This is a genomic window from Pseudomonas sp. UYIF39 (assembly GCF_029963765.1).
In the GTDB taxonomy this organism is placed as follows: Bacteria; Pseudomonadota; Gammaproteobacteria; order Pseudomonadales; family Pseudomonadaceae; genus Aquipseudomonas.
Window position 1 is genome coordinate 294877 of sequence record NZ_JALBYU010000003.1, and the last position, 24917, is coordinate 319793.

General features: G+C 59.2%; 25 protein-coding genes. All 25 read right to left on the reverse strand.

The features are described 5' to 3' along the window. Positions 1-8: 8 nt before the first annotated feature. The 25 genes from fliL to pseF all read right to left on the reverse strand — a co-directional run bounded on the left by fliL (position 9) and on the right by pseF (position 24914). A complete protein-coding gene (fliL, locus tag MO767_RS06245; RefSeq protein WP_282479817.1) occupies positions 9-509 on the reverse strand; it encodes a flagellar basal body-associated protein FliL in 501 nt (166 codons plus the stop codon). Between the two features lie 234 nt (positions 510-743). Next, positions 744-2099 (reverse strand): flagellar hook-length control protein FliK, encoded by a 1356-nt coding sequence (locus MO767_RS06250; protein WP_282479818.1) that lies wholly within the window; start codon positions 2097-2099, stop codon positions 744-746. A gap of 83 nt (positions 2100-2182) precedes the next feature. After that, a complete protein-coding gene (locus tag MO767_RS06255) occupies positions 2183-2551 on the reverse strand; it encodes an Hpt domain-containing protein (RefSeq protein WP_282479819.1) in 369 nt (122 codons plus the stop codon). A gap of 30 nt (positions 2552-2581) precedes the next feature. Then, entirely contained in the window at positions 2582-4288 is a 1707-nt protein-coding gene (locus tag MO767_RS06260; protein WP_282479820.1) for a fused response regulator/phosphatase, read from the reverse strand. Between the two features lie 5 nt (positions 4289-4293). Further along, complete coding sequence (locus MO767_RS06265) at positions 4294-4599, reverse strand: STAS domain-containing protein (protein ID WP_282479821.1); 306 nt, start codon at positions 4597-4599, stop codon at positions 4294-4296. A 96-nt stretch (positions 4600-4695) separates the two neighbouring features. Beyond that, the gene (gene fliJ, locus MO767_RS06270; protein ID WP_033055981.1) at positions 4696-5145 is read right to left on the reverse strand and encodes a flagellar export protein FliJ; all 450 of its coding nucleotides are present in this window, start codon (positions 5143-5145) and stop codon (positions 4696-4698) included. Positions 5146-5151: 6 nt separating this feature from the next. Next, positions 5152-6510 (reverse strand): flagellar protein export ATPase FliI, encoded by a 1359-nt coding sequence (gene fliI, locus MO767_RS06275; protein WP_282479822.1) that lies wholly within the window; start codon positions 6508-6510, stop codon positions 5152-5154. Next, positions 6500-7309, reverse strand: a complete 810-nt coding sequence (gene fliH / locus MO767_RS06280; protein WP_282479823.1) for a flagellar assembly protein FliH — start codon at positions 7307-7309, stop codon at positions 6500-6502. Before fliH ends, fliI begins: the two co-directional genes overlap by 11 nt. Before the next feature lie 7 nt (positions 7310-7316). Next, the gene (fliG, locus tag MO767_RS06285; protein WP_007894195.1) at positions 7317-8336 is read right to left on the reverse strand and encodes a flagellar motor switch protein FliG; all 1020 of its coding nucleotides are present in this window, start codon (positions 8334-8336) and stop codon (positions 7317-7319) included. Continuing rightward, positions 8329-10116 (reverse strand): flagellar basal-body MS-ring/collar protein FliF, encoded by a 1788-nt coding sequence (gene fliF, locus MO767_RS06290; RefSeq protein ID WP_046054277.1) that lies wholly within the window; start codon positions 10114-10116, stop codon positions 8329-8331. The genes fliG and fliF overlap by 8 nt, the downstream gene beginning before the upstream one ends. Positions 10117-10130: 14 nt before the next feature. Continuing rightward, the gene (gene fliE / locus MO767_RS06295) at positions 10131-10460 is read right to left on the reverse strand and encodes a flagellar hook-basal body complex protein FliE (RefSeq protein ID WP_046054276.1); all 330 of its coding nucleotides are present in this window, start codon (positions 10458-10460) and stop codon (positions 10131-10133) included. Between the two features lie 145 nt (positions 10461-10605). Then, entirely contained in the window at positions 10606-11991 is a 1386-nt protein-coding gene (locus MO767_RS06300) for a sigma-54 dependent transcriptional regulator (RefSeq protein ID WP_282479824.1), read from the reverse strand. Positions 11992-11996: 5 nt separating this feature from the next. Beyond that, on the reverse strand, positions 11997-13202 hold the full coding sequence (locus MO767_RS06305) for an ATP-binding protein (protein ID WP_282479825.1): 1206 nt from the start codon (positions 13200-13202) through the stop codon (positions 11997-11999). A 128-nt stretch (positions 13203-13330) separates the two neighbouring features. Then, complete coding sequence (locus MO767_RS06310; RefSeq protein WP_282479826.1) at positions 13331-14806, reverse strand: sigma-54 dependent transcriptional regulator; 1476 nt, start codon at positions 14804-14806, stop codon at positions 13331-13333. Positions 14807-14978: 172 nt separating this feature from the next. Then, positions 14979-15275 carry a hypothetical protein gene (locus MO767_RS06315; RefSeq protein ID WP_008151048.1) on the reverse strand — a complete coding sequence of 99 codons (297 nt, stop codon included), beginning with the start codon at positions 15273-15275 and terminating at the stop codon, positions 14979-14981. 10 nt (positions 15276-15285) lie between these two features. After that, positions 15286-15681 (reverse strand): flagellar export chaperone FliS, encoded by a 396-nt coding sequence (fliS, locus tag MO767_RS06320; RefSeq protein WP_123364543.1) that lies wholly within the window; start codon positions 15679-15681, stop codon positions 15286-15288. Between the two features lie 131 nt (positions 15682-15812). Then, positions 15813-17234 carry a flagellar filament capping protein FliD gene (gene fliD / locus MO767_RS06325; protein ID WP_282479827.1) on the reverse strand — a complete coding sequence of 474 codons (1422 nt, stop codon included), beginning with the start codon at positions 17232-17234 and terminating at the stop codon, positions 15813-15815. A gap of 82 nt (positions 17235-17316) precedes the next feature. Continuing rightward, on the reverse strand, positions 17317-17682 hold the full coding sequence (locus MO767_RS06330) for a flagellar protein FlaG (RefSeq protein WP_282479828.1): 366 nt from the start codon (positions 17680-17682) through the stop codon (positions 17317-17319). 71 nt (positions 17683-17753) lie between these two features. Continuing rightward, positions 17754-18605 (reverse strand): flagellin domain-containing protein, encoded by an 852-nt coding sequence (locus MO767_RS06335; RefSeq protein ID WP_282479829.1) that lies wholly within the window; start codon positions 18603-18605, stop codon positions 17754-17756. 254 nt (positions 18606-18859) lie between these two features. After that, a complete protein-coding gene (locus MO767_RS06340; RefSeq protein WP_282479830.1) occupies positions 18860-19129 on the reverse strand; it encodes a hypothetical protein in 270 nt (89 codons plus the stop codon). Beyond that, a complete protein-coding gene (locus tag MO767_RS06345) occupies positions 19126-20418 on the reverse strand; it encodes a 6-hydroxymethylpterin diphosphokinase MptE-like protein (RefSeq protein WP_282479831.1) in 1293 nt (430 codons plus the stop codon). The genes MO767_RS06340 and MO767_RS06345 overlap by 4 nt, the downstream gene beginning before the upstream one ends. A 97-nt stretch (positions 20419-20515) precedes the next feature. Then, on the reverse strand, positions 20516-21442 hold the full coding sequence (locus MO767_RS06350) for a ketoacyl-ACP synthase III (protein ID WP_282479832.1): 927 nt from the start codon (positions 21440-21442) through the stop codon (positions 20516-20518). Between the two features lie 229 nt (positions 21443-21671). Continuing rightward, positions 21672-22724, reverse strand: a complete 1053-nt coding sequence (gene pseI, locus MO767_RS06355; RefSeq protein ID WP_282479833.1) for a pseudaminic acid synthase — start codon at positions 22722-22724, stop codon at positions 21672-21674. After that, positions 22717-24222, reverse strand: coding sequence for a UDP-2,4-diacetamido-2,4,6-trideoxy-beta-L-altropyranose hydrolase (pseG, locus tag MO767_RS06360; protein WP_282479834.1), 1506 nt, complete (start codon positions 24220-24222; stop codon positions 22717-22719). Before pseG ends, pseI begins: the two co-directional genes overlap by 8 nt. Beyond that, positions 24219-24914: a pseudaminic acid cytidylyltransferase gene (gene pseF / locus MO767_RS06365; protein WP_282479835.1), complete on the reverse strand. Its 696-nt coding sequence runs from the start codon at positions 24912-24914 to the stop codon at positions 24219-24221. The genes pseG and pseF overlap by 4 nt, the downstream gene beginning before the upstream one ends. Between the last annotated feature and the right edge of the window lie 3 nt (positions 24915-24917).

A 24917-nucleotide genomic window follows, 5' to 3' on the forward strand; every position in this document is an offset into this window, starting at 1 on the left:
TCGTGTTCCTACTGCAGTACGAAATTAGTGAAAAGCAACTGTTCGATGACCACTTTGCCGAGTTCTTTCTGCGCCACTTCCTGGACGCTGGCCGTGGCTTTCTGACGCAACATTTCCTGGCCGACCGGCGACGCCAGGGTGGCGAAGTCCTGCCCGGAGAAAAGCATGACCAGGTTATTGCGGATGACGGGCATGTGGACTTTGAGCGCTTCCAGATCGGCCTGATTGCGACCCTGCATGGTGATGCTCACCTGCATGTAGCGCTGACGACCGTTCTGGTTGTAATTGGCCACGAAGGCTGGAGCCATGGGCTCGAAAATCGCTGGCTGCTTGCCGACCGGGGCGGTTTCAGCCGCGGCGGCAGGCTTGCTCTGGGCGCTGTGCATGAAGAACCAGGTCGCTCCCACGGACAAACCGATCGCCAGCAGCAGGGCCACCACGACCGCGATGATCAGCTTGAGTTTGCCTTTGGTTGCGGGGTCTTTTACTGCTGCTTCGCTCTTCGCCATGCCAATAATCCGTCACTATTCGGGTTTTCACAGTCGCACGGCAAGGCAAGAGCAAGTGTTATGCCAGAAGTGTCTGAAGGGGATGGGTGGGACTGACAGCAATTTGAAGAACACTGCAAATCCCTTGTGGGAGCGAGCTTGCTCGCGATGGCGATGTAACAGTCAACGACGATGTTGAATGTTATAGCCTCATCGCGAGCAAGCTCGCTCCCACAGGGGGGGGTTGGCGTTTGATCAGGCGTAGTAGTCGACTGCGCTGGAGCCAATCACGCTGGTCGTGCTGGCCGCTACTTCGGCAATGCCGACCGGAAGCTCTTCGTCCATCGAATCGACGCGACCACCGCTGGCATTGGTGCGTCCACTCTGGCTTTGACCCTGTTGAGCCTGTTCCTGGCCCTGCCAGCCACGGGACTGGTCGGACACATTGACGTCGACCTGGCCCATGCCCTGCTGGGCAAACATGTCACGCAAGCGATGCATCTGCCCGTCCAGCGCTTCGCGAACACTAGGATGGGCGCTCATGAACGTCACTTGGGTCTGCTGATCCGGAACCATGTTCACCCGAATGTCCAGGCGCCCCAGTTCGGCCGGTTGCAACTGGATGTCGGCCGCCTTGAGATTGGCACTGGACAGGTACATGACCCGGTTCACTACTTCTTCGGTCCAGCCGCTCTGATGCATCGCGATCGGTTGATTCACCGGCAATGCATTGGCGGTTTTCGGCGTGGCCGCCTGGGTCAGTGCCGCCAGACGGGTGGCGAAATCGTCGACCCGAGTATCGCTGCTCGCGGACTTCAGGTCCTTGAGGCCGTCATCGATAAGGCCACTGAAGGCCTTGTCGCCGCCCTGGTCGGTGCTGTCCTTGTCGGCTTGCACATCGAACATGCTCGCCATGCCAGCGGCGAAGTTCTGCGCCGAGGTAGGCTCGCCGTCAGCCTGGGCCTTGGCCGAGGTCGGTGCCGCTTTGGGCTGAGCCTGACTCGCAGCCGAAATATGGCCGCCCTGCTCCATGGCCATACGCACGGCCGGCAATGCATCGAGGGGATCGTCTTCGGGATCGAAATCGGTGCCAGTGCTTGCAACAACCGGAGTCGTTGCCGCCGTCACAGCCACCTCGACCTGCGATTGTGGGGTGACTACAACGGGCGGAGCTGCCGGTACCGGCGCTGGCACCGCAGGTTGTACTGCCTGCATCAACGCAGGATCCAGCGTCGGGTCAACGGGCGCGGCATCGGCAACCGGCGTCTGCGCAGTATCCGACCCGTCATCGCTGGCGGCCTTGTCGTCAGCCTGCGCCGGTTTATCGGCGGGCAAGGATTTGCCGCTATCGGCAACCGCAGGTTCAGGGGCGGCAGACTTGTCGTCGCTGACGTCCTTTTTATCGGAGCTGTCCGGCGCTTTATCGCGTATCGGCTTGGCCGAGCCATCACCCACCGCAGAGGGTTTGTTCCGGGCTTGATTGGCGTAGACCTGAGCGAAGCTGGATGCCTTGTCCCCAGGCTCAGCGGCCAGCGCCGGTGTATTGGCGCAAGCGACTTGAGTCTTGGCCTGCGCGGCGGCCTGAAGAAGCATATTGGGGGTAACGGGCATGGAACGGTCTCCGCTGCACTGGGATCATAGGTACAGTTGACGGAGATTATTGCAAAGGTCGCGCCAGGTTTGAGTGACAGGCGCTAAAAGCGCCGGACGGTCTCATTGGCAGAGAGGGAACGCTGACGCTCGGCCTCATAGAGCGGCCGGATAAACGCAAATTCGTCATCAATTTCGCCCACCAGTTTTTCAATGCCGGCGAGGCTTTTTTGCTTGGCGCGCTGCTCCAGCTCATGGCACAACTCAGCCAGGCGAATGGCGCCCATGTTGCTGCTGCTGCCCTTGAAGCTATGGGCAGCATTCATGAGTTGCGCGGCATCTTCAGCCTTTCGCAAGATGCGTAAACGCTCTTCGGAATCGGCGAGAAAGGTATCCAGCAACATCGGATACTCATCCTCCATGACCTCTTGCAACGCGTTCAGCACGTCGCGGTCCAGGTGTGTGTCAGCCACTTGCTCACTCCTTGATCAAGAATGCGTGGATTATGCCAGAGCCTCCCAGAAAAACTCCACACGGGCAGTTCGCCCATCGTCGGACCAACTCGCATTGCGGCCCAGCTGACGAATCAGACTGACGCCACGTCCCGACAGACGGACACCGTCGATGGGCCGCTCCATCACCCGCGCGACATCGAACCCCTTGCCACTGTCTTCAACCCGGACAGTCAGGCACCCGCCCTCGCCCTTGGGTGTCACCTGCAAATGCACCCGCACGAAGCCGTCCTGCAACGCGTCCAGGCGTGTATTGCGTTGCTGATAATAGTGGGTAAAACCCGAGGCATCGCGCTTGAGCGCCGAATCCAGCCCAAGCACTCCATGCTCCAGGGCATTGGAATACAGTTCGGCCAACACACTGTAGAGCGCCCCGCTCTGAGCCCGCAGACCGTGGACCTCAAGCAGCAATTGCAGAAGATACGGCAGCGGGTTGAAGCGTTTGAGCGTGGCGGCGCGAAATTCGAAACTCACTGACCAGTCCAGCGGGCAGGACTGACCACTGTCGGAATACACCAGCGCCGGCGGGCTCAGTTGCGCGGCCTCCAGCAGACTGACCTCGACCATGCTCACGTCATCACGGGCCTCACCGCGAAAGTCCCGCAACGCCTGTTCGATCTCTTCGAACAACTCATCAGGCTGACGATTGGCCGCAAACACCTGCTGCAATCGCTCCACACCAAACAACTGTTCGTTGGCATCGCAGGTATCGATCACCCCGTCGGACAACAGGAAGACCCGATCCCCGACTGCCATCGGAAACACCTCGGTGCGGTCAACAAAGGATTGCGGGCTCAGCACGCCGAGCGGCAAATGCCGAGCCGTCAGCGGCGTTCGCTCACCGCTGGCGATGCTGTGCAGGTAACCGTCCGGCATTCCGCCGTTCCAGACCTCCACCGAACGTCGCTGAAAACTCAGGCACAGCAGCGTTGCACAACAGAACATGTCCACCGGCAGGATGCGCTTGAGCTTGGCATTCATCTCGCGCAGGGTTTCGGACAGGCCGTAACCCTTGGCGGTCATGCCATAGAAAACTTCGGCCAGGGGCATGGCTCCGACCGCAGCCGGCAAACCATGACCGGTAAAATCGCCGAGCAGCACGTGCATGTCGCCGGCCGGGGTAAACGCGGCCAGCAGCAAATCGCCGTTGAACAACGCATAAGGCGATTGCAGGTAGCGAATATTCGGTGCGCTCAAGCAGCCGGAGTGGGCCACCTTGTCGAACACGGCCTTGGCCACCCGCTGCTCGTTGAGCAGGTAGTCGTGGTGCCTGGCGATCTGGTCGCGCTGCTGCACCACCGTGGCTTGCAACCGCCGCAAGCGGTCCATCGCCTTTATCTTGGCGGCGAGGATCACCTGGTTGTAGGGCTTTGCCAGAAAGTCGTCGCCCCCGGCCTCCAGACAGCGGACCAGCGCTTCGCTTTCGGTCAGCGAGGTGAGGAAGATGATCGGCACCAGGGTTTCCCCTGCCAATACCTTGATCTGCCGCGCCGCCTCAAAACCGTCCATCACCGGCATCATCGCGTCCATGAGCACCAGTTGCGGTTTCTGCTGGCGAAACGCTGCAACGGCTTCGGCACCGTTGGCGGCCGTCAGCACCTCATGCCCCTGGCGACGAACGATGGTCGACAGCAGCATGCGATCGGCCGCGCTGTCTTCGGCGATCAGGATCGTCAGCGGTTCGAACAAGGACTGCATGGCGGTCACGCCACGTCGAAGATTTGTTCGAAGTTGGAGATGGCGAGGATCTTGCGCACATCTGCGTTAGCGTTGGTCAACGTGATCTCGGCATTCTCGCCGCCAGCGTGATCACGCAATAGCAACAGCATGCCGAGCGCTGAACTGTCGAGGTAGGTGGCGTCTTTCAGATTTACTTCGAAGGATTCGGGTTTTGGCTGAAGATTTTCGTAGGACTCACGAAATTCCTGATGCTTTGCGAAATCGAATCGTCCCTTGACCGATATCGTCAGCTTTTGCCCATCTTGGGAGACTTCAGTAACAACTGGCATTTAACGGCTTCCTTGTCATTGGTGAACGTACGTGTACAAGGTTTAGCACCTGGCGAGGGCAGGAGCAAGGCGGGAAATCGGTTGAACCCTGCCTGATCAATAGGGATCCTGACGCGGCAACCGCTGGGACAACTCATCCAGCAACTTTTGCTCGCGCCGGTCTTCCAGCCGCCGCGCCTCATCCATGTAGCGCAACACCAGTTTGCGCAAGCCTTCGACCCGGGCAAACGCCTGCTGCCAGGATTCCCGCGCCTTGTTCAGGTTGTTTTGATGCCATACGAGGCTTTGTCGCTGCTGGTCGATGGCGGTACCCAGTTGCGCCAGGAAGCCTTGATAACCCAGCAGCCATTGGCCCGACACGCCACTGCTGCCGCGCACGATCCACTGCTCCTGATAGTCGAGACGAAAGGCTTCGAGGTCGGCAAGTTTGCTTTCGGCCAGACGGACTTGCCCCTGAAAGTGCCCCAGACGCAGGACCGCGGTTTTCTCGGCCTTTTCGGCCATTTCGACCACGGGGGCCAGGCGCGAGGCGCGGCTCTGGGCCATGGCCGGTTAACCGCCGGCCGCAGGAGCGAAAATCGTGCCGAGATAGGCTTCGCTTTCGCCCAGGCTGATGCTGTCGTTCAGGCCCTGACGCAGGTATTTCACCAGCTGCGGTTGCAGGGAGATCGCCAGGTCGGTTTCCCGGTCACCACCCGCGACATAAGCGCCGACGCTGATCAAGTCGCGACTCTGCTGATACCGCGACCACAGTTGCTTGAAATACTGGGCGCGCATCATGTGTTCCGGCGTAACCACCGACGGCATGACCCGGCTGATGGACGCTTCGATATCGATGGCCGGGTAATGACCTTCCTCGACCAGACGCCGGGACAGCACGATGTGCCCGTCGAGCACGCCTCGCGCAGCATCGGCTATCGGGTCCTGTTGGTCATCGCCTTCGGACAGTACGGTGTAGAAGGCGGTGATCGAACCGCCGCCCTTCTCGGCATTACCGGCCCGCTCCACCAGTTTCGGCAGTTTGGCGAACACCGATGGCGGATAACCCTTGGTCGCCGGCGGCTCGCCGATGGCCAGGGCGATTTCCCGCTGGGCCTGGGCGAAACGGGTCAGGGAGTCCATAAGCAACAGGACGTTCTTGCCCTTGTCGCGGAAATACTCGGCGATTCGCGTGCAGTACATCGCAGCGCGCAGACGCATTAGCGGCGCATCGTCCGCCGGGGACGCCACCACGACCGAACGCTTGAGCCCTTCTTCACCGAGGATGTGCTCGATGAACTCTTTAACTTCACGACCCCGCTCACCGATCAGCCCGACGACGATGATGTCGGCCTCAGTGAAGCGGGTCATCATGCCCAGTAGCACACTCTTGCCCACGCCAGTACCGGCGAACAGGCCCAGACGCTGACCGCGACCGACCGTCAACAAACCGTTGATGCTGCGAATGCCCACGTCCAGCGGCTCCCTGATCGGTTCGCGCTTGAGCGGGTTGATGGTCGGGCCGTCCATCGGCACCCAGTCTTCGGCCTTCATCCCGCCCTTGCCGTCCAGCGCACGACCGGCGCCATCGAGCACCCGCCCGAGCATGCTCATGCCCATTGGCAGACGGCCGGTATCAGCCAGAGGAACCACACGGGCACCGGGAGCGATGCCGGCAACGCTGCCGACCGGCATCAGAAACACCTTGCTGCCGGAGAAGCCCATGACTTCGGCTTCGACCTGCACCGGGTGATAACTGTCGTCGTTGATCACCATGCAGCGGCTGCCCATGGCGGCGCGCAAGCCCTCGGCTTCGAGGGTCAGGCCGACCATGCGCAGCAAGCGGCCTTCAAGGATCGGCGCGCCTTCCAGCTCCGTGGCCTCGGCGTAGCTGCCGAGGCGCTTGGCGAAGCTGGTGCGATCAAGGCGCATCGGGAACGTCCAGTTCAGGTTCGACCGGCGAGACCGCTGGCTTGTCGCTGATCGGCAGTTCCAGGCTCAGATCCGGTTCGGCCGGGTGCAAGGCCTGTTCGTGCAACTGATCGAAGAGCTTGTCCATCACCCGCCCAACACGGGTTTCGACCGTGGCGTCGATACGGCTGTGTTCAGTCTCTACCCGGCAACCGCCGGGCAACAATGCCTCGTCCTCGACGATGCGCCAGGTTTCTTCATGGCGCTCGCGCAGGGCTTTGACCTGTTCGAAATCTTGCGGATTGATGTGCAGACGCACATTGCCCACGCCCAGCGGCAAGAGCTTGAGGGCCTCGCGCATGACGTGTTCGATCTGCGTCGAGTCAATGGCCAGTTCGCGCTGAATCACCTGTTTGGTTATGTGCTGCACGAGGTCAACCAGGGACTTTTCGATCAAAGTGTCCTGCTCGGCGATGGGCTCGAACAGATGCCCCATCAATTGCTCCAGAGCGCCAACCTTGGCGGCCAGCGCCACTTCAGATTCCTGACGGACCTTGAGCGTGGTGCTGTGAAAACCTTCTTTTTCGCCCGTGGCGAAGCCTTCGTTGTAGGCCTCCTGGCGAATGCTTTCGAGTTCTTCGAGGGTCAGTGGCTGGACTTCATCCAGCGGCACTTCTTCCATTTCCGGCGGCTCGGGCTCAGGTTCCGGCTCGGGTTCCGGCACGAACGGATCGAAACTGGGCAGCGACCAGACATCGAAACCACCGACGCCCTTGCCACGGATCAGGTCGGTGTTGGACTCATCATGTTTGGACGACATAGTGACCTTAGATCATCTCTTCGCCGCCCTTCCCGCCGAGAACGATTTCTCCGGCTTCGGCCATACGGCGGGCAATGGTGAGGATTTCTTTCTGCGCCGTTTCCACGTCGCTGACGCGCACCGGGCCTTTGGCCTCGAGGTCGTCGCGCAACAGTTCGGCCGCCCGTTTGGACATGTTCTTGAAGATCTTCTCTTTGACGCCTTCGTCCGACCCCTTGAGGGCCAGCACCAGCACGTCGGAAGACACTTCGCGCAGCAGCGCCTGAATACCGCGATCGTCGACATCGGACAGGTTGTTGAACACGAACATGAGGTCTTCGATCTGACCGGACAGGTCTTCGTCGACTTCGCGGATCGAGTCCATCAGCTGACCTTCGATCGAGCTGTCGAGGAAGTTCATGATATCCGCCGCACGCTTGATGCCACCCAGGGTGGTGCGCGAGGCATTCGAGTTGCCGGAGAACTGCTTCTCGAGAATCTGGTTGAGTTCTTTCAGGGCGGCCGGCTGCACGGTGTTCAGCGAGGAGACCCGCAGAATGATGTCCAGACGCACCTTGTGGTCGAAGTTGCCGAGCACTTCGCCGGCCTGGTCCGGATCGAGGTACGCCACCACGATCGCCTGGATCTGCGGGTGCTCGTAACGGATCACGTCAGCGACGGCGCGCGGTTCCATCCACTTCAGGCTGTCGAGGCCACTGGTGTTGCCGCCCAGCAGGATCCGGTCGATCAAGCCGTTGGCCTTGTCTTCGCCCAGGGCCTGCGTGAGCATTTTGCGCACGTAGTCGTCAGAGCCGACGCCGAGGCTGGTCTGGTCGCCGACGATGTCGACGAACTCGCTCATCACCTGCTCGACCTGCTCGCGGTGCACGTTACCCATTTGGGCCATGGCCACACCCACACGCTGGACCTCTTTGGGCCCCATGTGGCGCAGCACTTGGGCGGCGTCGGTAGACCCCAGGGACAGCAGCAGAATCGCGGCTTTGTCGACCTTGGTCAGTTTGGCGGCAACGGCTCGGTTATCACTCATCTGCGTTAATCCACTCTTTCACGACCTGGGCCACGCGACCCGGATCTTCTGCCACCAGACTCTTGATTGCATTCAACTGTGCGTCATAGCCTTCGCTCGGGCTCGGCAGCAGAATGCTGGTCGGGCCGCCGAGACTGACGCGGTCGTTGGCCAGTTCGCCGTCCAGGCCGCCCATGCCACCCAACTCGACGTCGCTACCCAAGCCTGCAAACTGCTTGCCTTTGCCGCCACCGGTGATGTTGTTGAGCACCGGACGCAACACACCGAACACCAGCACCAGGATGAACAGGACACCCAGCACTTGCTTGACGATGTCCCAGAACCAAGGCTGGGAGTAGAACGGAATATCGGCAATCACTTCACCGCGCTCGGCGGAGAACGGCATGTTGATCACGCTGACACTGTCGCCACGGCTGGCGTCGAAGCCTACAGCATCCTGCACCAGGCGAGTGAAGCGCGCCAATTCATCGGCGGTCCACGGCGCACGGGTGGTTTCGCCGTTGGCCGCGTTGATCTTGACCTGGTCATCCACCACCACCGACACCGACAGGCGATTCAAACGGCCCTGCTGTTGTTTGGTGTGGCTGATGGAGCGGTCGAGTTCGAAGTTCTTGGTGGATTGTTGACGCTTGTCCGCCGGGTACGGTGCAAGCATAGGCTGGCCGGTGGCCGGGTCCATGATTTGCTGACCGTTGGCATCCAGCAGTGGCTGGCCTGGCTGCACCATGCCGGCCGACGCGGTAGCGCCACCGGTGGTTTGCGGTGCGGAGGCAGGCGACGGCGGCTGGTTGCTCAGGGCACCCGGCACACCTTGCGGACCATTGCTGGCGGTACGTTGTTCGTTGACCGACTGCTCGCTGCGCAACGCCGGCTGGTCCGGGTTGAATTGCTCGGAGGTCGACTCGACAGCACTGAAATCCACATCGGCCGAGACTTCGGCTTTATAGCGATCGTTGCCCAGCACCGGTTGCAGAATGTTGTGCACGCGCTGAGTCAGCATGCTTTCCATGCGACGGCTGTAATCGAATTGCTTGCCGGCCATGGTCAGTTCGGAATTTTCCGCCTGATCCGACAGCAGGTTGCCCTTCTGGTCGACGACAGTGATCTGGGATTTGCTGAGTTCGGGAACACTGGTGGCCACCAGGTTGATGATCGCCAGCACCTGGCCAGGCTCCAGCGAGCGGCCGGAGTACAGTTCCACCAGAATCGAAGCGCTCGGCTTGCGCTCATCGCGCACGAAGACCGAACTTTTTGGAATCGCCAGGTGCACGCGAGCACCCTTGACGTTGTTCAGGCTGGAAATGGTGCGGGCCAGTTCGCCTTCGAGACCACGACGATAACGGGTCGCTTCCATGAACTGGCTGGTGCCCAGGCCCTGGTCCTTGTCGAGAATTTCAAAACCGATGTTGCCGTCGCTGGGAGTGACACCAGCGCCCGCGAGTTTGATTCGCGCACGGGACAGGTCATCGGCCTTGACCAGCAAGGCACCGGAGTTCGGTTCAACGGTGTAGGGAATGTCGGCTGCGGCCAGAGTATCCATGACCTGTTTGGCGTCCATACCGGCAAGACTACCGTACAGAGGCCGGTAGTCCGGCTGCTGGGACCACAACACCACGGCAAAGCCAATCGCCACGCTCGCAGCCAGGCCGACCAACAGGCCTACCTGACGCAACATGGTCATCTCGGAGAGGTTTTCCAGGAAGGACAACCCGAACAGCGGCGGCTTGCCGTCTATTGGAGTGGCCTTGGCCGGAACATTATCAGCGACTGCTTCTGCCATGACTCAATTCGTCCTTAAACCGGCATCTGCATGATGTCTTGGTATGCCTGAACCAGCTTGTTGCGTACTTGGGTCAACGCTTGAAAAGACACGCTGGCCTTCTGCGAGGAAATCATCACGTCCGTCAGGTCGACGCCGCTCTTGCCGATCTCGAAGGCACTGGCCAACTGACTGGACGCCTGCTGGGTGTCGTTCACTTTATTGACGGCCTGACCGAGCATGTCGGAAAAGCTGCTGCCACCCAGTTCAGGAACGGCGGCAGTCGATTTCGACGCAGACATGGCATCCATTTGCATGGAGCGCATGTCCAGCATCAATCGATTGAATTCAATACCTTGGCTCATGGCTTCTCTCTTTGACGAGCTACGTCTTTGGCGACCCGCAATTTTTTGACACTCACTCGGCGGGTAGTGAGGTGTTAGCAACAAGGGTGCCAGCTCCGTGGTCGCTCTAAACAAAAGCCGTCCGGGGCTTTGCATGGCTAATGAATCAGGTGGCGAACAAATAAGCTTCCACGTCCATTCCGGCATCACGCATCTGCGCCAGCTTGTAACGCAGGGTGCGCGGACTGATGCCCAAGCGCTCGGCGGCCTCTTTGCGACGGCCGCGTTCGGAGCGCAAGGTGTCGATGATCATCTGGAATTCACGGCGACGCAGGTCATCGCCGAGGGCGCCCGCCGATTCAGCATCGACGTCTACTGCGCGCGCAGTCGTCGGCGCCAATGCCGGCAACGGCGCACACGCCACAGGCCCGGCCAGGCAGAAATCCTGCGGCTGGATCAAACCGCCCTGCTGCAGAATCAAGGCACGCTGGATCGCGTTATCCAGCTCACGCACATTACCCGGCCATGGATAACCGATCAGGCACGCCTGAGCCTCGGGCGACAGCCTTGCCGCGGCATGCTTCATTTTATTGACGTACTTGGCCAGAAGACGCTCGGCCAATGGCAAGATGTCGGCGGTACGTTCGCGCAACGGACGCCAGGCCAGCGGAAACACCGACAGGCGATAGTAAAGGTCTTCGCGAAAACGCCCCGCCGCCACTTCACCGGCCAGGTCACGGTTGGTGGTGGCGACCACTCGAATGTCCAGCGTGATCGGCTTGCGTGCGCCCACTCGTTCGACTTCACGCTCCTGTAAAACTCGCAGCAACTTGGCCTGGAGCCCCAGAGGCATTTCGGAGATTTCATCGAGCAGGATCGTGCCGCCATCAGCTTGCTCGAACTTGCCAGCCTGCGCTGCGATGGCGCCAGTGAACGAACCCTTTTCGTGACCAAACAAGGTGGCTTCGAGCATATTGTCCGGGATCGCTGCACAGTTGATCGCAATGAACGGCTGACTGGCGCGGTGAGAGTGCTGATGGATGTAACGCGCCAGCACTTCCTTGCCGGTCCCGGACTCACCGGAGATCAACACCGTGGAATCACTGCGCGCCACCCGGGCGGCCAATTCCAGCAATTGCGCACTGGCCGGCTCGAACGCTATAGGCCCCTCGCCCTCGGCCGCACCGAGACTGCCCAGCGCATGACGCGCCACCAGATCGAGCAAGGCTTTGGGCTCGAATGGCTTGACCAGATAATCCGCTGCACCCTGACGCATCGCATCGACTGCCCGCTCTACGGCGCCGTGAGCGGTCATCAGCAACACCGGCAGCTGCGGCTGACGAGTGCGCAACAATCCCAACAGCTGATGACCGTCCATACCCGGCATGTTGACGTCACTCAGCACCAGGTTGAACGCCTCATTACCGACCGCCGCCAGCGCTTCTTCTGCCGAACCTACTGCCGTGTAGTCGTGCCCCGCGAGCAGCAGCGTATCCGCCAGTGCTTCGCGTAGCGCGCGGTCGTCCTCGACCAGTAAAACCTTGATTGCCATGTCCTTCACTCCGCTCCCTGAGCGCTGGGCTTTTCACCGAAAAAAAGCGGCAGGATGACCTGCGCGCAAGTGCCGCGCCCCAGCCGCGAGCGCAGTTGCAATTCTCCCTGATGGGCACGCGCCACTGCCTTGACCACGGTCAGGCCAAGGCCGGTTCCGGTGGCTTTAGTGGTAAAAAACGGCTCGCCGAGTCGTGCCAGCACTTTCGTGTCGATGCCACTGCCGCTGTCACTGACAGATACGCGCAGGTTGTTGTCACGGGTATAGAGGTGGACCTTCAAGTGGACGTCACCGCCACTGGCCTGGATGGCGTTCTCGATCAGGTTCAGGATCGCCCCGACCAGCGTGTCGCGATTGCACAACAATTCGCCCGAATGACTGTCGCACTGCCAGCGAATCGGCAGGTCCTGCACATGGGTCAGCGCTGCCGCCTGCAACGACTGCATCAGCACTTTGGGCGTGACGCGATCGGTCAGCGGCAGCTCGCCGCGAGCAAACACCAGCATGTCGCGCACCTGATGCTCCAGCTCATGCAGACGCTCTTTCAAGCGCCCGGCAAAACGTTGCTGGGTCTCAACCGGCAACGCCTGCTCAGTCAAATGACTGGCGTAGAGCAAGGCGGCGGATAAAGGTGTACGAATCTGATGGGCCAGCGAAGCAACCATTCGGCCGAGGGACGACAGACGTTCGTGGCGGGCCAACTGATCTTGCAGATGACGGGTTTCAGTCAGGTCGTTGAGCAACACCAACTGACCGGGCTCGGCATCCAGCGAGCGAGTGGAGATCGACAAACGCCGACCGTCCTTGAGCGAGATTTCGTGACCGTCGTCTTCACGGGGCGCAAAGCAGCGGGCAATGACATGACGCCACAGCTCGCCTTCAAGGGGCAGACCGAGCAGCTCACAAGCAGCGGGGTTGGCTTCGCGCACGAAGCCTTGGGCGTCGATGACGATGACACCGCCGGGCAATAGATCGAGGAGGTTTTGCAGCCGGTTGGCCAGGCGTTCTTTTTCCGCCAGCTCCTGCATGCGCTGAGCACTGACCACCGCCAGCTCACCCTTGAGCTCGGTGACCCGGGCTTCAAGCATGCTGTAGGAATCGGTCAATTGGCTCGACATCTGGCTGAACAGTGCAAACGCCTGCTCAAGGCCAAGCCGGCTCACCTGCTCTACGGACGACGGTTGCCCCGAAGCGTCAGGGACAGGAGACATCTGGGCGGCTTGGGGCATCGTGCTCTCTCGCTTGGCTGACCGTCAGTTAAACGGAACGTTGCGAGGGATGTAGCAATACCCGTGCCTAAAAAAAACCGCCTACAAATGAAGGACTTGAAAAACAGGCGTCAATCATCTGCCTGTTCATCACCGTCACGACGACTCATACCGTACTTGCGCATCTTTTCCACCAGTGTGGTGCGACGAATGCGCAGGCGTTCGGCGGCGCGCGCAACGATGCCATTGGCATCATCCAGCGCCTGCTGAATCAGCCCTTGTTCCAGACCACCGAGGTAGTCCTTCAGGTCCAGACCTTCCGGCGGCAGCATGGCGCCAGCCGAGAAGTCCGGAGTATGACCGTTGATGGCCACGCGCTCTTCAAGATCGCTGCGCAGACTGTCAACCAGCTGCTCATCTTCGTCATCGACGTAACGGAATTTTTTCGGCAATTCGACCACGCCGATCACCCCGTACGGATGCATGATCGCCATGCGTTCCACCAGGTTGGCGAGTTCGCGGACGTTGCCCGGCCAGCCGTGGCGGCACAGCGACATGATCGCCGCCGAGTTGAAACGGATCGAACCACGCTTCTCGTGCTCCATGCGCGAGATCAACTCGTTCATCAGCAACGGGATGTCTTCGACACGTTCGCGCAGCGGCGCCATCTCGATCGGAAATACGTTCAGGCGGTAGTACAAGTCTTCGCGGAAGGTACCGACCTCGATCATGCTTTCGAGATTCTTGTGGGTCGCCGCGATGATCCGCACATCGACGCTCTGGGTCTTGTTGCTGCCCACGCGCTCGAAGGTGCGTTCCTGCAGCACGCGCAGCAGCTTGACCTGCATCGGCAGCGGCATGTCGCCAATTTCATCGAGGAACAGCGTGCCGCCATTGGCCAGTTCGAAACGCCCGGCGCGGCTGGTGATTGCCCCGGTGAAGGCGCCCTTCTCGTGGCCAAACAGTTCGCTTTCCAGCAACTCGGCCGGGATCGCCCCGCAGTTGACCGGTACGAACGGCGCGTCACGACGCTTGGAGTGATAGTGCAGGTTGCGCGCGACCACTTCCTTGCCGGTCCCGGACTCACCGAGGATCAGCACACTGGCGTCGGTGTCGGCGACTTGCTGCATCATCTGACGGACGTGTTGAATCGCCCGGCTGGTGCCGACAAGACTGCGGAAAAGATTGGGTTCACGGTGACGGCCGCGCTCGCGGGCCTGGTCGTACATCTCGCGATAGACCTGGGCCCGGTGCAGGGAGTCGAGCAATTTGCTGTAGCTGGGCGGCATCTCGAGGGTCGAAAGCACTCGGCGACGCTGGTCTTCTGGCAAGTCAACGGAAGAATTATCGCCCATTAACAAAACCGGAAGGAACTCATCCCAGGCTGAGAGTGTCTTTAACAAACCCACGAGTGCACCAGGAGCATTGACCGTCCCGATGAGGACGCAGATCACTTCACGACTTGATGACAATGAGCCGACAGCCTGCTGCCAGTCATGGCTACCGCAGGGTAAATTTTCTTCGCCAAGAAAATTTAAAATCACCGCCAAGTCGCGGCGACGGACGCTATCGTCATCAATCAGCAGAATTTTGGTTTCACGCCACATGCAATAGCAACTTCCCTAGTCAACTCAATGCCCAAATGCTGGGGCAAGCTAGACGCTTGCAGACACGTTATGCCTGTAGACGCCTGAAATCTGGAATCAGCCACTAGTTAAGTCAAAAAACCGTGCACAGTCAAATTTATGGCGCACTATGTTTGGATTAACCGGGGATTAATTAACCGAACAGATGGTAAACCTTTGCCGCGCTCTGTGCTTGGTGGATCTGCGACATCTCATCGACTATCGCTTGGCGCTCCCCTGTCGCCGCCTCAAGAAGCTGTTTATACACCCCAAGCAACTCCTCAAGGTTATCGCGCAACGCGGCCTCGTCCACCGAAGCTTCACTCAAGACGTCTTCCATGCAGGAACGGCAAGCCAGGTCCAACTCACCAATGGCCTCCCAGTTACGTTCGGCCAAAGCACCGACCAGGCCTTCACGGGTTTGTTCGATTCGCTGCAATACAAGACTCATGGTGATCTCCTTAAAACTGCGGACCCGGCGCGGCGATAGCATCCCAGCCGTCTTTGACGGTGCGAAGCAAATCAGCGACCTCGTCGAGAATCTTTGGATCTGTCTTGATGTTGGCTTCGGCCAGACGCTTCATCATGTAGGTGTAGAGGTTATCCAGTTCACCCACCGACTCGGCCTGATTTTCCAGGTCCAGGCCTTCACGCAGACCACCGACAATGCCGATAGCCTTGCCGATCAGAACGCCTTTATTGGGGATGTCCTTACGCTCCATCGCGCCTTTGGCCTGCGCAATACGATCCAGTCCACCTTCCATCAGCATCTGCACCAGGCGATGAGGACTGGCCTCGGACGTCTGCGCCTGAGCGCCAATCTTCTGGTATTGGCGAAGGGCTAACATTGGATTCATGTTGTACCTCATCAAAAAATCTGTGGTTCGTATAACCAGTGTATCGACGACGCGTCAAAAAACTTTAGCCTCAAAACACAAAAGCCCGGAGCGTTTAACGACGCTGCCGGGCTTTTGGCGCTGTTAGACTATCAGCTGTTCTTCTGCTGAGCGGTCATTGCTTCGAACATCGAGGTGATGTTGCTGGCGGTGGCTTTCAGCTTGCCAACCAAGGTATCCATGTCGTTGTATTTTTTGGTCAGTACCGCGGTCAGAGTCTCGATACGACGATCCAGGGCTTCCTGGTCATTGGTCAACTTGGTCTTGGCTTTATTCAGACTGGTCGTACGCTGATCCAGAATACCGCCAGTATCTGCAAACGGTGCGACAGCCTTTGTCATCCGCTCCAGCAGGCCGTTATCACCCGTGAACAACTCCTGAACTTCCCCGCCCAGTTTTTTGTCATTCATCGCAGCAGTGAACTTGGTGCTGTCAAAATCGAGCGCACCGGTCTTCTGATTGGTGGTAATACCCAACTGCGCGAGCACGGTGAGCTTGTCACCTGAACCAGTTTCCGACAGAGGCGAGCGAATAGCCGCCAGGATCGAACGCGGCAGCGCATCACCGGTCAATGCTGCCGGGACGGTCAGCTTGCCATCATCATCGAGCGAAGGCTTGGTCAGCGCGGTGACGCTCTTGGCGATAGCGTTGTAGGCATCGACAAACTTTTGGATCGACGCCTTCAGGCCATCGGTGTTCGTCGCCACGGTAACAGTCGAGGTTCCTACAGCCACGAGGCTAAACGTCAGGCCGGAAACAGCTTTGTCGACCGCGTTGGTCTTGCTGGTCAACGCCATGCCATCGACGGTGAAATTGGCATCGAGAGCCACTGCACCTATAGCCCCAGCGGACGTGGCGGTCATTGGAGAGCCTGAGGTGCCGACGACGTTAGTTCCATCGATTTCAAGCCCGGCAATACCACTGACGGAAATATCAGAGCCCGCGCCGGTGTTACTGGAGCCCAGCACAAGGCGCGAACCAAAGGAGTCAGTGACGATGTTGGCACTGACACCAGCCAACTTGAGCGAGCTGTCGGCGTTGATCGAGTCGCGAACCGACTGCAATGTCGCTCCGGCGGCCACATTGACGTTGAAATTCTTGCCACTCTGGCTGATGGTGAGCGTGCCCGTGGGAATAGCGCTGCTCGTACCACCGGCAAACGCAGCACTGGCCACTTTGGACGACGTGGCCAGGTTACCGACGTTGATGACGTAGTTGCCGCCCACGGCTGAGTTGCTAGCGGTGGCCGTAACAATTTTCACATCAGAGGAAGTCGCAGCAAACCCGGGAAACTGCGGGTTGGTTTTACTGCCCAAATCAGTCATGGATTTGGTAAACGCAGCCATCAAGGACTTCAAGGTCCCGATACCGGAGATGCTTGCGGTGTTGGTCGCAGTCCCACGGTCGATCTGGCCTTGCTTGGCCGCTTTATCAGCGTTTACCAGAGCTTTGACGATAGCACCAGTATCAAGGCCGGAGCCTAAACCCGTGCCCGGTAGAATTGGACTTGCCATGTGAAACTCCCTTCAGTGTGTCGCCGGCCTTTTGACCACTACAACGCCCAAAAGAACATAGCAACAAAATTCATGCCAGCTGTCAGACTTTTGCGCTGAACAACAGGCTGCTTGCATCATTCAAGCTATTGGCCAGTTTAAGGACTTCTTCGTTGGGGATCTGACGGATCACCTCACCAGAGTCACTGGCAATCACTTTTACCACTACTTTGCCTGAAGGCTCGTCAATCGAAAACTCAAGATTGCGCTTGACCGTTTGAACAAACTTTTCGATTTCCTGAACGGCCATCTTCAGTTGTTCCTGCTCGGATTGGGTACCTTTACTTTCTTCCTTGACGACAACCACTGGCGTAGCTTCCGCTAGAGGCTTCTGGGCCGGCTTATCGGCAACAGTCGTCGCCTGCTTGGCCGCAGGATAAGACAAGTTCAGCTTCACGCTCATATCCATGTCCATCACCTCTTAAAGTAAAAAAGCGAGAGAGCACGCAAGCGCACCCCCCCGCCAAAACTCATCAGCTATTACTGAAGCAGTTTCAGTACAGCGGATGGCAGTTGGTTGGCCTGAGCCAGAACTGCGGTGGAAGCTTGTTGCAGAGTTTGTTGCTTGGTCAGCTGTGCAGTTTCAGAAGCGAAGTCGGTATCTTGTACGCGACCCAGTGCAGCGCTGGCGTTTTCGTTGATGTTCTGCAGGTTGGAGATGGTGCTGGTCAGACGGTTTTGTGCAGCACCGAGGTCAGCACGGCTGGTGTTGATGGTTTTCAGTGCCGCGTCGATTGCGTCGATTGCAGCAGCAGTGCTGGCTTCTGCAGTGGCGCTGTCGTTACCAGTGATGGCGATGGCGGCAGAGTCAACGCTCAGGGTGGCAGCATCGAAGCCGCTGTCCAGAGTGATGGTGATCTGGTTGGTAGCGCCGGTGTTGGAACCAACCTGGAAGGTCATGGTGCCAGCGGTGCCGTCGATCAGGTTTTTACCGTTCAGGTTGGTCGACTTGGCAATACGGGTCAGTTCGTCCGACATGGTTGCGAACTCTTTGTTCAGAGCAGCACGGTCGTCGGTACCGTTGGAGTCGTTTCGTGCTTGAACAGCCAGTTCACGCATACGCTGCAGAATGTTGGTCGATTCTTGCATCGCGCCTTCAGCGGTCTGAGCAATCGAAATACCGTCGTTGGCGTTTTTGATCGCCATGGTCTGACCACGGATCTGCGAGGTCATACGGGTAGCGATTTGCAGGCCGGCGGCGTCATCTTTTGAGCTGTTGATTTTCAGGCCGGAAGACAGACGAGTCATCGAAGTCGACAGAGCATCAGAAGCCTTGTTCAGGTTTTTCTGTACGTTCAACGATGTAACGTTAGTGTTTACTGTTAAAGCCATGACGAATTCCTCGTTGGTTGGGTACTGCGGCTTCCGGCCCTGGCAACCGCCGGGTATGGCCTAGAGAACCTTCGTAATAGTTATCGTCGGGTTTGCAACTTGCTTTAGGGGATTTTCAAAAATATTTGCCATCACGTTGCCACCCCCCCGCAAACAAAGGACTTAGCCACACTCAAGCAGCGAGAAAATGACGTCAGGAAAATGCCGGTGACAGGTTGGCGAAGACTTGCCGGCACCGGCAGAAGAGAAATTGTTTAAAAGGACAGCGTGTCAGTCATCAGTTGGACCAGTTCGTATTCGAGGTAATCTGCCAGAGCGAGCCAGTTTTGCGCTTCCTGGCAATCGAGCATCAGGCCCAGCAAGAATACCCATTGCTGCTGAGCATCCTTTGACGCCTGATCGAAGGACACCTGCAACGGCGAGATCAGTTCGATCATCGTCAGCCCCGCTTCCACATCACGCCCCAGCCGAAACAACGCCGCACACTGCTGCGAACCGACAATAAAAGACTGCAGCTCGCTCATACCGTCAACTCCGGGTGAAACACCGTACCGGCGATCATCGCCCCTGCCCGGCTGCTGTTATAGAAACGCACCTGTGGGTGCCCCGCGATAAAACGCTCCAGCTCACACAGATAACTGCGGAAGTTGAGCTGCGTCTTGATCCGCAGTCCATGCCCGTCGAGCACCCAGTGTTTGGCCGCCCCCAGTTGCGGGCCAAGGTCGCCATCGTTCCAGCCGGCATGGGTCTTGTCGCCGGGAAAGGCGAAGTCGGCGCCGAACAGGGTGATCTGCGCTGCGCCCATCTTCACCGCAAGGTCCACCGCCGGGTGAATCACGCTACCACCCACATACAACTCGCCCTTGGGCCATTGCTGACGCAGCTGTTGATAGATCGGGCTGGCGGAATAACCGGCGTAACGCTGCCCCTGCCAGGCCCCAAGTACCAGAGGATCGACCATAGGCATGTACACCAGTGTTATCGAGGATGTGCCTTCAGATGGCAGATGCCGAGCCGAGATGCGCTGATCGATGCTAACCACCACGTCGGGGAGAATGCCGTGATTGAGCAGCGGCCGGTAGGCGGTATCGACACAAATAAAAAATGGTCGCACCGCTTGCTCACGAATCGCCCGCAAGCGATCGAAGTGCAGCTCAAGACTCGGGCCCGTGGCAATGACGAACACTTCCTGCCCGGCACAGGAACCGAACAACTCGGCCACATCGCCATCGGCCTGCACCAGCGCCAGGCTCGCCTGCAAGCGCTCGACGATGTTTGGAGCCTGAGGATCAAACTCACGGTTATTAAATGTCAGGTGGGTTTCGCTGATCAGGCGATCGCGGATCTTGGCATTGAAGTCATCGGCCAGCACCAACTCGGACGGCAAGGCGAAAAACGGCAGCCGGATTTCCGCCAGATCGCCGGCATACAGCAACTCAACTCGCGGATCGCCAAGCCACTGCTGCTGATCCAGCAGTTGCAGCACCAGCGCAAACACCGTTCCGTTGAGGATGTGCACATACAAGCGTTCAAGCCCGGCGCGCGCCAGCAGCTCCACTTGCAGATCGCCAAGCCCGGTGCCGTAGACATGCACCACGGGGCTGTCGATCGGGAGGCTGTCAGCTTGAAGCCTGGCCTCGTGGGTGCGGTCATGGCGACTGGTCAGCTGAATGCCGTTGATACTCAGAGTCGAGCCCAGGCCTTCCACCAGCTCAGCCTGCAACAAGCTTGCGTTCTCAACCAGCAAGCGCGCAGAAAGCATCGGCCAGCGGCGCTGTATGACGTCGACGTTGCGCTCAAAGAACTCGCTCATGGAGCCTCGCTTTTCATTCGGGCAAAAAAATAGCGCTCAAGGTTACACCTTGAACGCTTTTTTTGTGCCTGGCATTCTTTGACCAAAGAGCCGAGGTTCAAGGGCGATAAATGATCGCCGAACCCCACGACAGACCAACGCCGAAACCGCTCAACGCCACGCGCTTCCAGGTGGAATTCAGCACATGTTTTTCCAGCAGCAGCGGGATGCTTGATGACACCGTGTTGCCGGTCTCGACCATGTCCTTGATGAACTTCTCAGGCTCGCCTTCAAAGCGTCGCGCCACGGCATCGACAATCGCTGCACTGCCCTGATGGATGCAAAAGGCATCGATATCGTCAGCGGTCAGTTGCGAATCAGCCAGCAGCTCGTGCAAATGCGCCGGGACTTTGAGCAGCGCGAAGTTGAACACCTGACGGCCGTTCATGAAGAACACGCCGTCGGAGACCTTCAAGTGCGGCGCTCCGGAACCGTCGGTGCCGAACTTGGCCTTGCCCAACTGCCATGGCGCGTCTTCGCCCATCCAGGTGGCGGTAGCGGCATCACCAAAGAGCATGGTGGTGTTGCGGTCTTCCGGATCGACGATTTTCGAGTACGGATCGGCAGTCACCAACAGGCCATTCTTGAGGCCCGTGGCTTCCATGAACCCCTTGATCGCATAGATGCCGTAGACATAGCCGGAGCAGCCCAGGGAAATATCGAACGCGGCGACGGTGGTCGGCAGTCCGAGTTTGTCCTGAACGATGGCTGCCGTGTGCGGCAGGCCTTCTTCGTCGCCGTTCTGAGTGACGACGATCAGCACGTCGATGGATTCACGGTTCAAATCGGGATTGTTGGCGAACAGCGCATTGACTGCTTCGACACACAGGTCCGAAGTTTCCTGCTCGGCGTCTTTGCGCGGCAGGAAGGCCGAACCGATTTTGCCCAGGATGAATTCTTCATCCTTTTCGAACTTTGCACCTTGTGCGTAATTGTCCACGCCGGCTACAGGAACGTAGCTCGCAATGCTCTTTATGCCAATCATTACGGCTTCCCAATAATAAACAGCCCAATACCACCGCTCGTAATGATTCGAGGGGCGCCGACAAACAGAGAAAAATGTCGCCCCGAGGGAGCGACAGACGGGAAGAATAAAAGGCTATCACTGGGTCAAAAAGACACCAGGCGCCACCTACCCGATTAATACAATACAGTGAAGATGCGCGTTATGACTCGCAGGTCACGCTATTTTGCCGAATCTGGCCGATAAGGCGTTATTCGACCAATGACCAATCCAGCGGCGTTCCACGCTTGATGGCCTGGCGGGCACGGCGGCCCAGAAGGGTTTCAGCGTGTTTGGGCGCCAGCCCCAGGCCAGGACGGATGGCCCGCAGATTGGCGGCGCTGAAGGACTCGCCCGCAGCAATGTCCTGAGTCACATAGAGCGAACGGCGATACACCAAGGACTTGCGCTCGGCTTCAGTCACGCCGTAATGCACATGGCCCATGGCCTGCCAGGCGCGCTCGGTTTCGATCACCAGACTGGCCAGCTCGGCAGGCTCCAGAGAGAAACTGGCATCCACGCCACCCGCGGAACGGTCGAGGGTGAAATGTTTTTCCACCACCGTCGCCCCCAGTGCCACCGCGGCGACGGACACTCCGACACCCATGGAGTGATCGGACAGGCCAACTTCACAGCCAAACAATTCGCGCAAGTGAGGAATCGTCCGCACGTTGCTGTTGGCGGGCGTCGCAGGGTAAGTGCTGGTGCATTTGAGCAACACCAGATCCTTGCAACCAGCCTCTCGGGCGGCACGCACGGTTTCGTCAAGTTCAGCGATGCTGGCCATGCCGGTCGAAATGATCAGCGGCTTGCCTGTGGCGGCAACCCGCCGAATCAGTGGCAGGTCGGTGTTTTCGAAACTGGCGATTTTGTAGGCCGGTACGTCGAGGCTTTCGAGGAAGTCCACTGCGGTGTCATCGAACGGAGTGGAGAACGCGAGCATGCCCAGCTCTTTGGCCCTGGCGAAAATCGGCGCGTGCCATTCCCACGGTGTGTGGGCCTTCTCGTACAACGCGTACAGCGAAGAACCGGCCCAGAGGCTACTCGGGTCCTTGATGAAGAACTCACCTTCGGACAGGTCCAGGGTCATGGTCTCGGCGGTGTAGGTCTGCAGCTTCAAGGCATGGGCACCGGCCTTGGCCGCGGCGTCGACGATCTGCAGCGCCACCTCCAGCGACTGGTTATGGTTGCCACTCATCTCGGCAATGATGAACGGCGGCGCATCGGTACCGATGGAGCGATTGCCAATCTTGAAGCTAGTCATTGCGGTGATCCTTCAATATGCGCGTGAACGCGCAAGCACGCTGGGTGAATCCTGCCTCGCGAAACAGCTTCAGCGACGACTGATTCGCCGGCAACACTTGAGCGGTGATGGCCTGCAGTTGCGGCCAGTGGGTGGTCACGAAGGCTTCGCCCCGCGCCAGCAGCGCCCTGCCCCACCCCAGACCGAGGCGGCCATCAAGCAGGTAAATCGAGACTTCGGCTTCAAGTCCGTCCAGGTCATAACGCAGTACCCCGACCGGGCCAGCGTCCGCCTCGGCGATCAACAGTAATCGCCCGGGATTGCTCAGGCTCGCGGTCAGCCAATCTTGATGCCGTTGCCAATCGATGACTTGCGTATCCAGCGACCAGCGCCGCACCGACTCGGCATTGCGCCCCTCGAACAGCAACTGCGCATCGTCTACGGTCGCTTGCCGAACCTGCAAAACCGCACCGGCGAGCGCTGCCGCAACCCGCTGTGCCCCCCGCCCATCGACCAACTGCCGCGAACGTTCGGCCAGGCTTTGGCGTAATCCCTGATTGCCCGCGACAAAACCGATAGCTTGACGCAACTGCTCGACGCTGACGTGTTCACGGGTGCCCAGATACACATGGGATCCCGAAGTCGCCATGATTTCGCCGTTGGCTTGCTGATTGTTCGAGACCGCAATGCAGATCGTCGGCAACCCCATAGCCGCCCGCTCCCAACTGGTACCGCCACCGGCACCGACAAACAGGTCAGCCTCGGCCATCAAACGATAGAAGTCGCTGACAAAACTGTGCAAGCGCCAATTCGGACGATTGGCTGCAAGCGCCTGCATCTGTGCCCAGGCCGGGTTGTTGGCACCGGCGACGAAATCGACTTCAAGCTCATGCAAATCCGCCATTGCCAGCATCGCGTGATGGGTTTGCATCGCCGCATCGAAGCCACCGAAATTCACCAGCACTCGCCTGGCCTGGGGCTTGACCGGAATCGCCGGGCAGCAGAATTCATCGCGCAGCAAGGCAAAACGTGGGCCGAGCAAGGTCTGGCAACCGGGCGCCAGCAGCGAAGCATAGGCTTGTGGCGTGCCCGACAAATTCTGGTTGAGCAGCAAATCAACGCTGTAGGTGCGCGTGGCGAGGTCGTCCACAGCGGCAATCCTTGGCGCCCAGCGGCGGGCTGCGGTCTGCCAGTAATGGTCGAGGCCGTAGTGGTCGACGATGACCCAATCGAACCCCGGATGATTACTCAGCGCCTGCCCAAGCGCGGCGATGTCCGCCTGCCACGGCAGCAAGGATTCGATCGCCTGCTGCGGGTCTTCTTCAGGGTAACGAGCCGCCAGGGCGAAGACTTCAAAGCCCTCGGCTTGCAGTGCATCCAGTCGATGGCCCGGCAACAGGCGGCAAGCGAAGGCCACCTGCGCGCCTTGCTTGCGCAAGACTTTGGCCAGGGTCAAACAGCGAGCAATGTGACCGCTGCCAATGGTCGGCGACGCATCGGCGCGGATCAGCACTCTCATTGCAGCTCTCCGCCAGCTTTCAATGCAGCATAGAGGTATTCGGCGCGCTTCCAGTCTTCAAGGGTGTCGATGTCCTGCACCAGATGCCGCGGCAGAATCACCGGCAGACTCGCCGGAGAAAACAGCACATCGCCGCGCAACCAGGCCTCTGTGCGCCCCCAATAGAACTGGCCGGCATCTTGATAGGCTTCAGGCAAATCCTGGGAGCGGGTGTTGCGAAACTCCGGATAGAGCGACGTCAAGGCTCCCTGCTCGTCGAGGGTCAAGGCACGTTGCACCGGGAAGCCGAAACCGGCCACGGAAAAAGCGAAGGACTTGTCCGGATGCTGCACCAGTAATTCATGCCCCTGACGCAGATAGCGCGCCTGCAACAGCGGCGCCGTCGCGTAGACGCAGCAGGCATAGTCGAACGGCGGCAATTGCTTCAAGGCATGCACGATGACCGCTGCGGTCCCGGTGAAATCGTCGGCAAGCGCCGTGGGTCGCATGAACGGCACTTGAGCGCCATGAGCCCGGGCGATGTCGGCAATTTCTTCGTCATCCGTGCTGACGACAACTTGATCGAACAACCCGCAATCAAACGCCGTTCGGATCGAACGGACGATTATCGGTACACCGTCGAACGGTTTGAGGTTCTTGCGCGGGATTCGCTTGCTGCCACCGCGGGCCGGAATGATTGCAACGCAGCTCAAGTG

Excerpts from the sequence above, each read along its gene's own strand:
- fliL (WP_282479817.1), bottom strand. The coding sequence starts at position 509 with ATGGCGAAGAGCGAAGCAGCAGTAAAAGACCCCGCAACCAAAGGCAAA.
- MO767_RS06250 (WP_282479818.1), bottom strand. The coding sequence starts at position 2,099 with ATGCCCGTTACCCCCAATATGCTTCTTCAGGCCGCCGCGCAGGCCAAG.
- MO767_RS06260 (WP_282479820.1), bottom strand. The coding sequence starts at position 4,288 with ATGCAGTCCTTGTTCGAACCGCTGACGATCCTGATCGCCGAAGACAGC.
- MO767_RS06265 (WP_282479821.1), bottom strand. The coding sequence starts at position 4,599 with ATGCCAGTTGTTACTGAAGTCTCCCAAGATGGGCAAAAGCTGACGATA.
- fliJ (WP_033055981.1), bottom strand. The coding sequence starts at position 5,145 with ATGGCCCAGAGCCGCGCCTCGCGCCTGGCCCCCGTGGTCGAAATGGCC.
- fliI (WP_282479822.1), bottom strand. The coding sequence starts at position 6,510 with ATGCGCCTTGATCGCACCAGCTTCGCCAAGCGCCTCGGCAGCTACGCC.
- fliH (WP_282479823.1), bottom strand. The coding sequence starts at position 7,309 with ATGTCGTCCAAACATGATGAGTCCAACACCGACCTGATCCGTGGCAAG.
- fliG (WP_007894195.1), bottom strand. The coding sequence starts at position 8,336 with ATGAGTGATAACCGAGCCGTTGCCGCCAAACTGACCAAGGTCGACAAA.
- fliF (WP_046054277.1), bottom strand. The coding sequence starts at position 10,116 with ATGGCAGAAGCAGTCGCTGATAATGTTCCGGCCAAGGCCACTCCAATA.
- fliE (WP_046054276.1), bottom strand. The coding sequence starts at position 10,460 with ATGAGCCAAGGTATTGAATTCAATCGATTGATGCTGGACATGCGCTCC.
- MO767_RS06300 (WP_282479824.1), bottom strand. The coding sequence starts at position 11,991 with ATGGCAATCAAGGTTTTACTGGTCGAGGACGACCGCGCGCTACGCGAA.
- MO767_RS06305 (WP_282479825.1), bottom strand. The coding sequence starts at position 13,202 with ATGTCTCCTGTCCCTGACGCTTCGGGGCAACCGTCGTCCGTAGAGCAG.
- MO767_RS06310 (WP_282479826.1), bottom strand. The coding sequence starts at position 14,806 with ATGTGGCGTGAAACCAAAATTCTGCTGATTGATGACGATAGCGTCCGT.
- MO767_RS06315 (WP_008151048.1), bottom strand. The coding sequence starts at position 15,275 with ATGAGTCTTGTATTGCAGCGAATCGAACAAACCCGTGAAGGCCTGGTC.
- fliS (WP_123364543.1), bottom strand. The coding sequence starts at position 15,681 with ATGAATCCAATGTTAGCCCTTCGCCAATACCAGAAGATTGGCGCTCAG.
- fliD (WP_282479827.1), bottom strand. The coding sequence starts at position 17,234 with ATGGCAAGTCCAATTCTACCGGGCACGGGTTTAGGCTCCGGCCTTGAT.
- MO767_RS06330 (WP_282479828.1), bottom strand. The coding sequence starts at position 17,682 with ATGGATATGAGCGTGAAGCTGAACTTGTCTTATCCTGCGGCCAAGCAG.
- MO767_RS06335 (WP_282479829.1), bottom strand. The coding sequence starts at position 18,605 with ATGGCTTTAACAGTAAACACTAACGTTACATCGTTGAACGTACAGAAA.
- MO767_RS06340 (WP_282479830.1), bottom strand. The coding sequence starts at position 19,129 with ATGAGCGAGCTGCAGTCTTTTATTGTCGGTTCGCAGCAGTGTGCGGCG.
- MO767_RS06345 (WP_282479831.1), bottom strand. The coding sequence starts at position 20,418 with ATGAGCGAGTTCTTTGAGCGCAACGTCGACGTCATACAGCGCCGCTGG.
- MO767_RS06350 (WP_282479832.1), bottom strand. The coding sequence starts at position 21,442 with ATGATTGGCATAAAGAGCATTGCGAGCTACGTTCCTGTAGCCGGCGTG.
- pseI (WP_282479833.1), bottom strand. The coding sequence starts at position 22,724 with ATGACTAGCTTCAAGATTGGCAATCGCTCCATCGGTACCGATGCGCCG.
- pseG (WP_282479834.1), bottom strand. The coding sequence starts at position 24,222 with ATGAGAGTGCTGATCCGCGCCGATGCGTCGCCGACCATTGGCAGCGGT.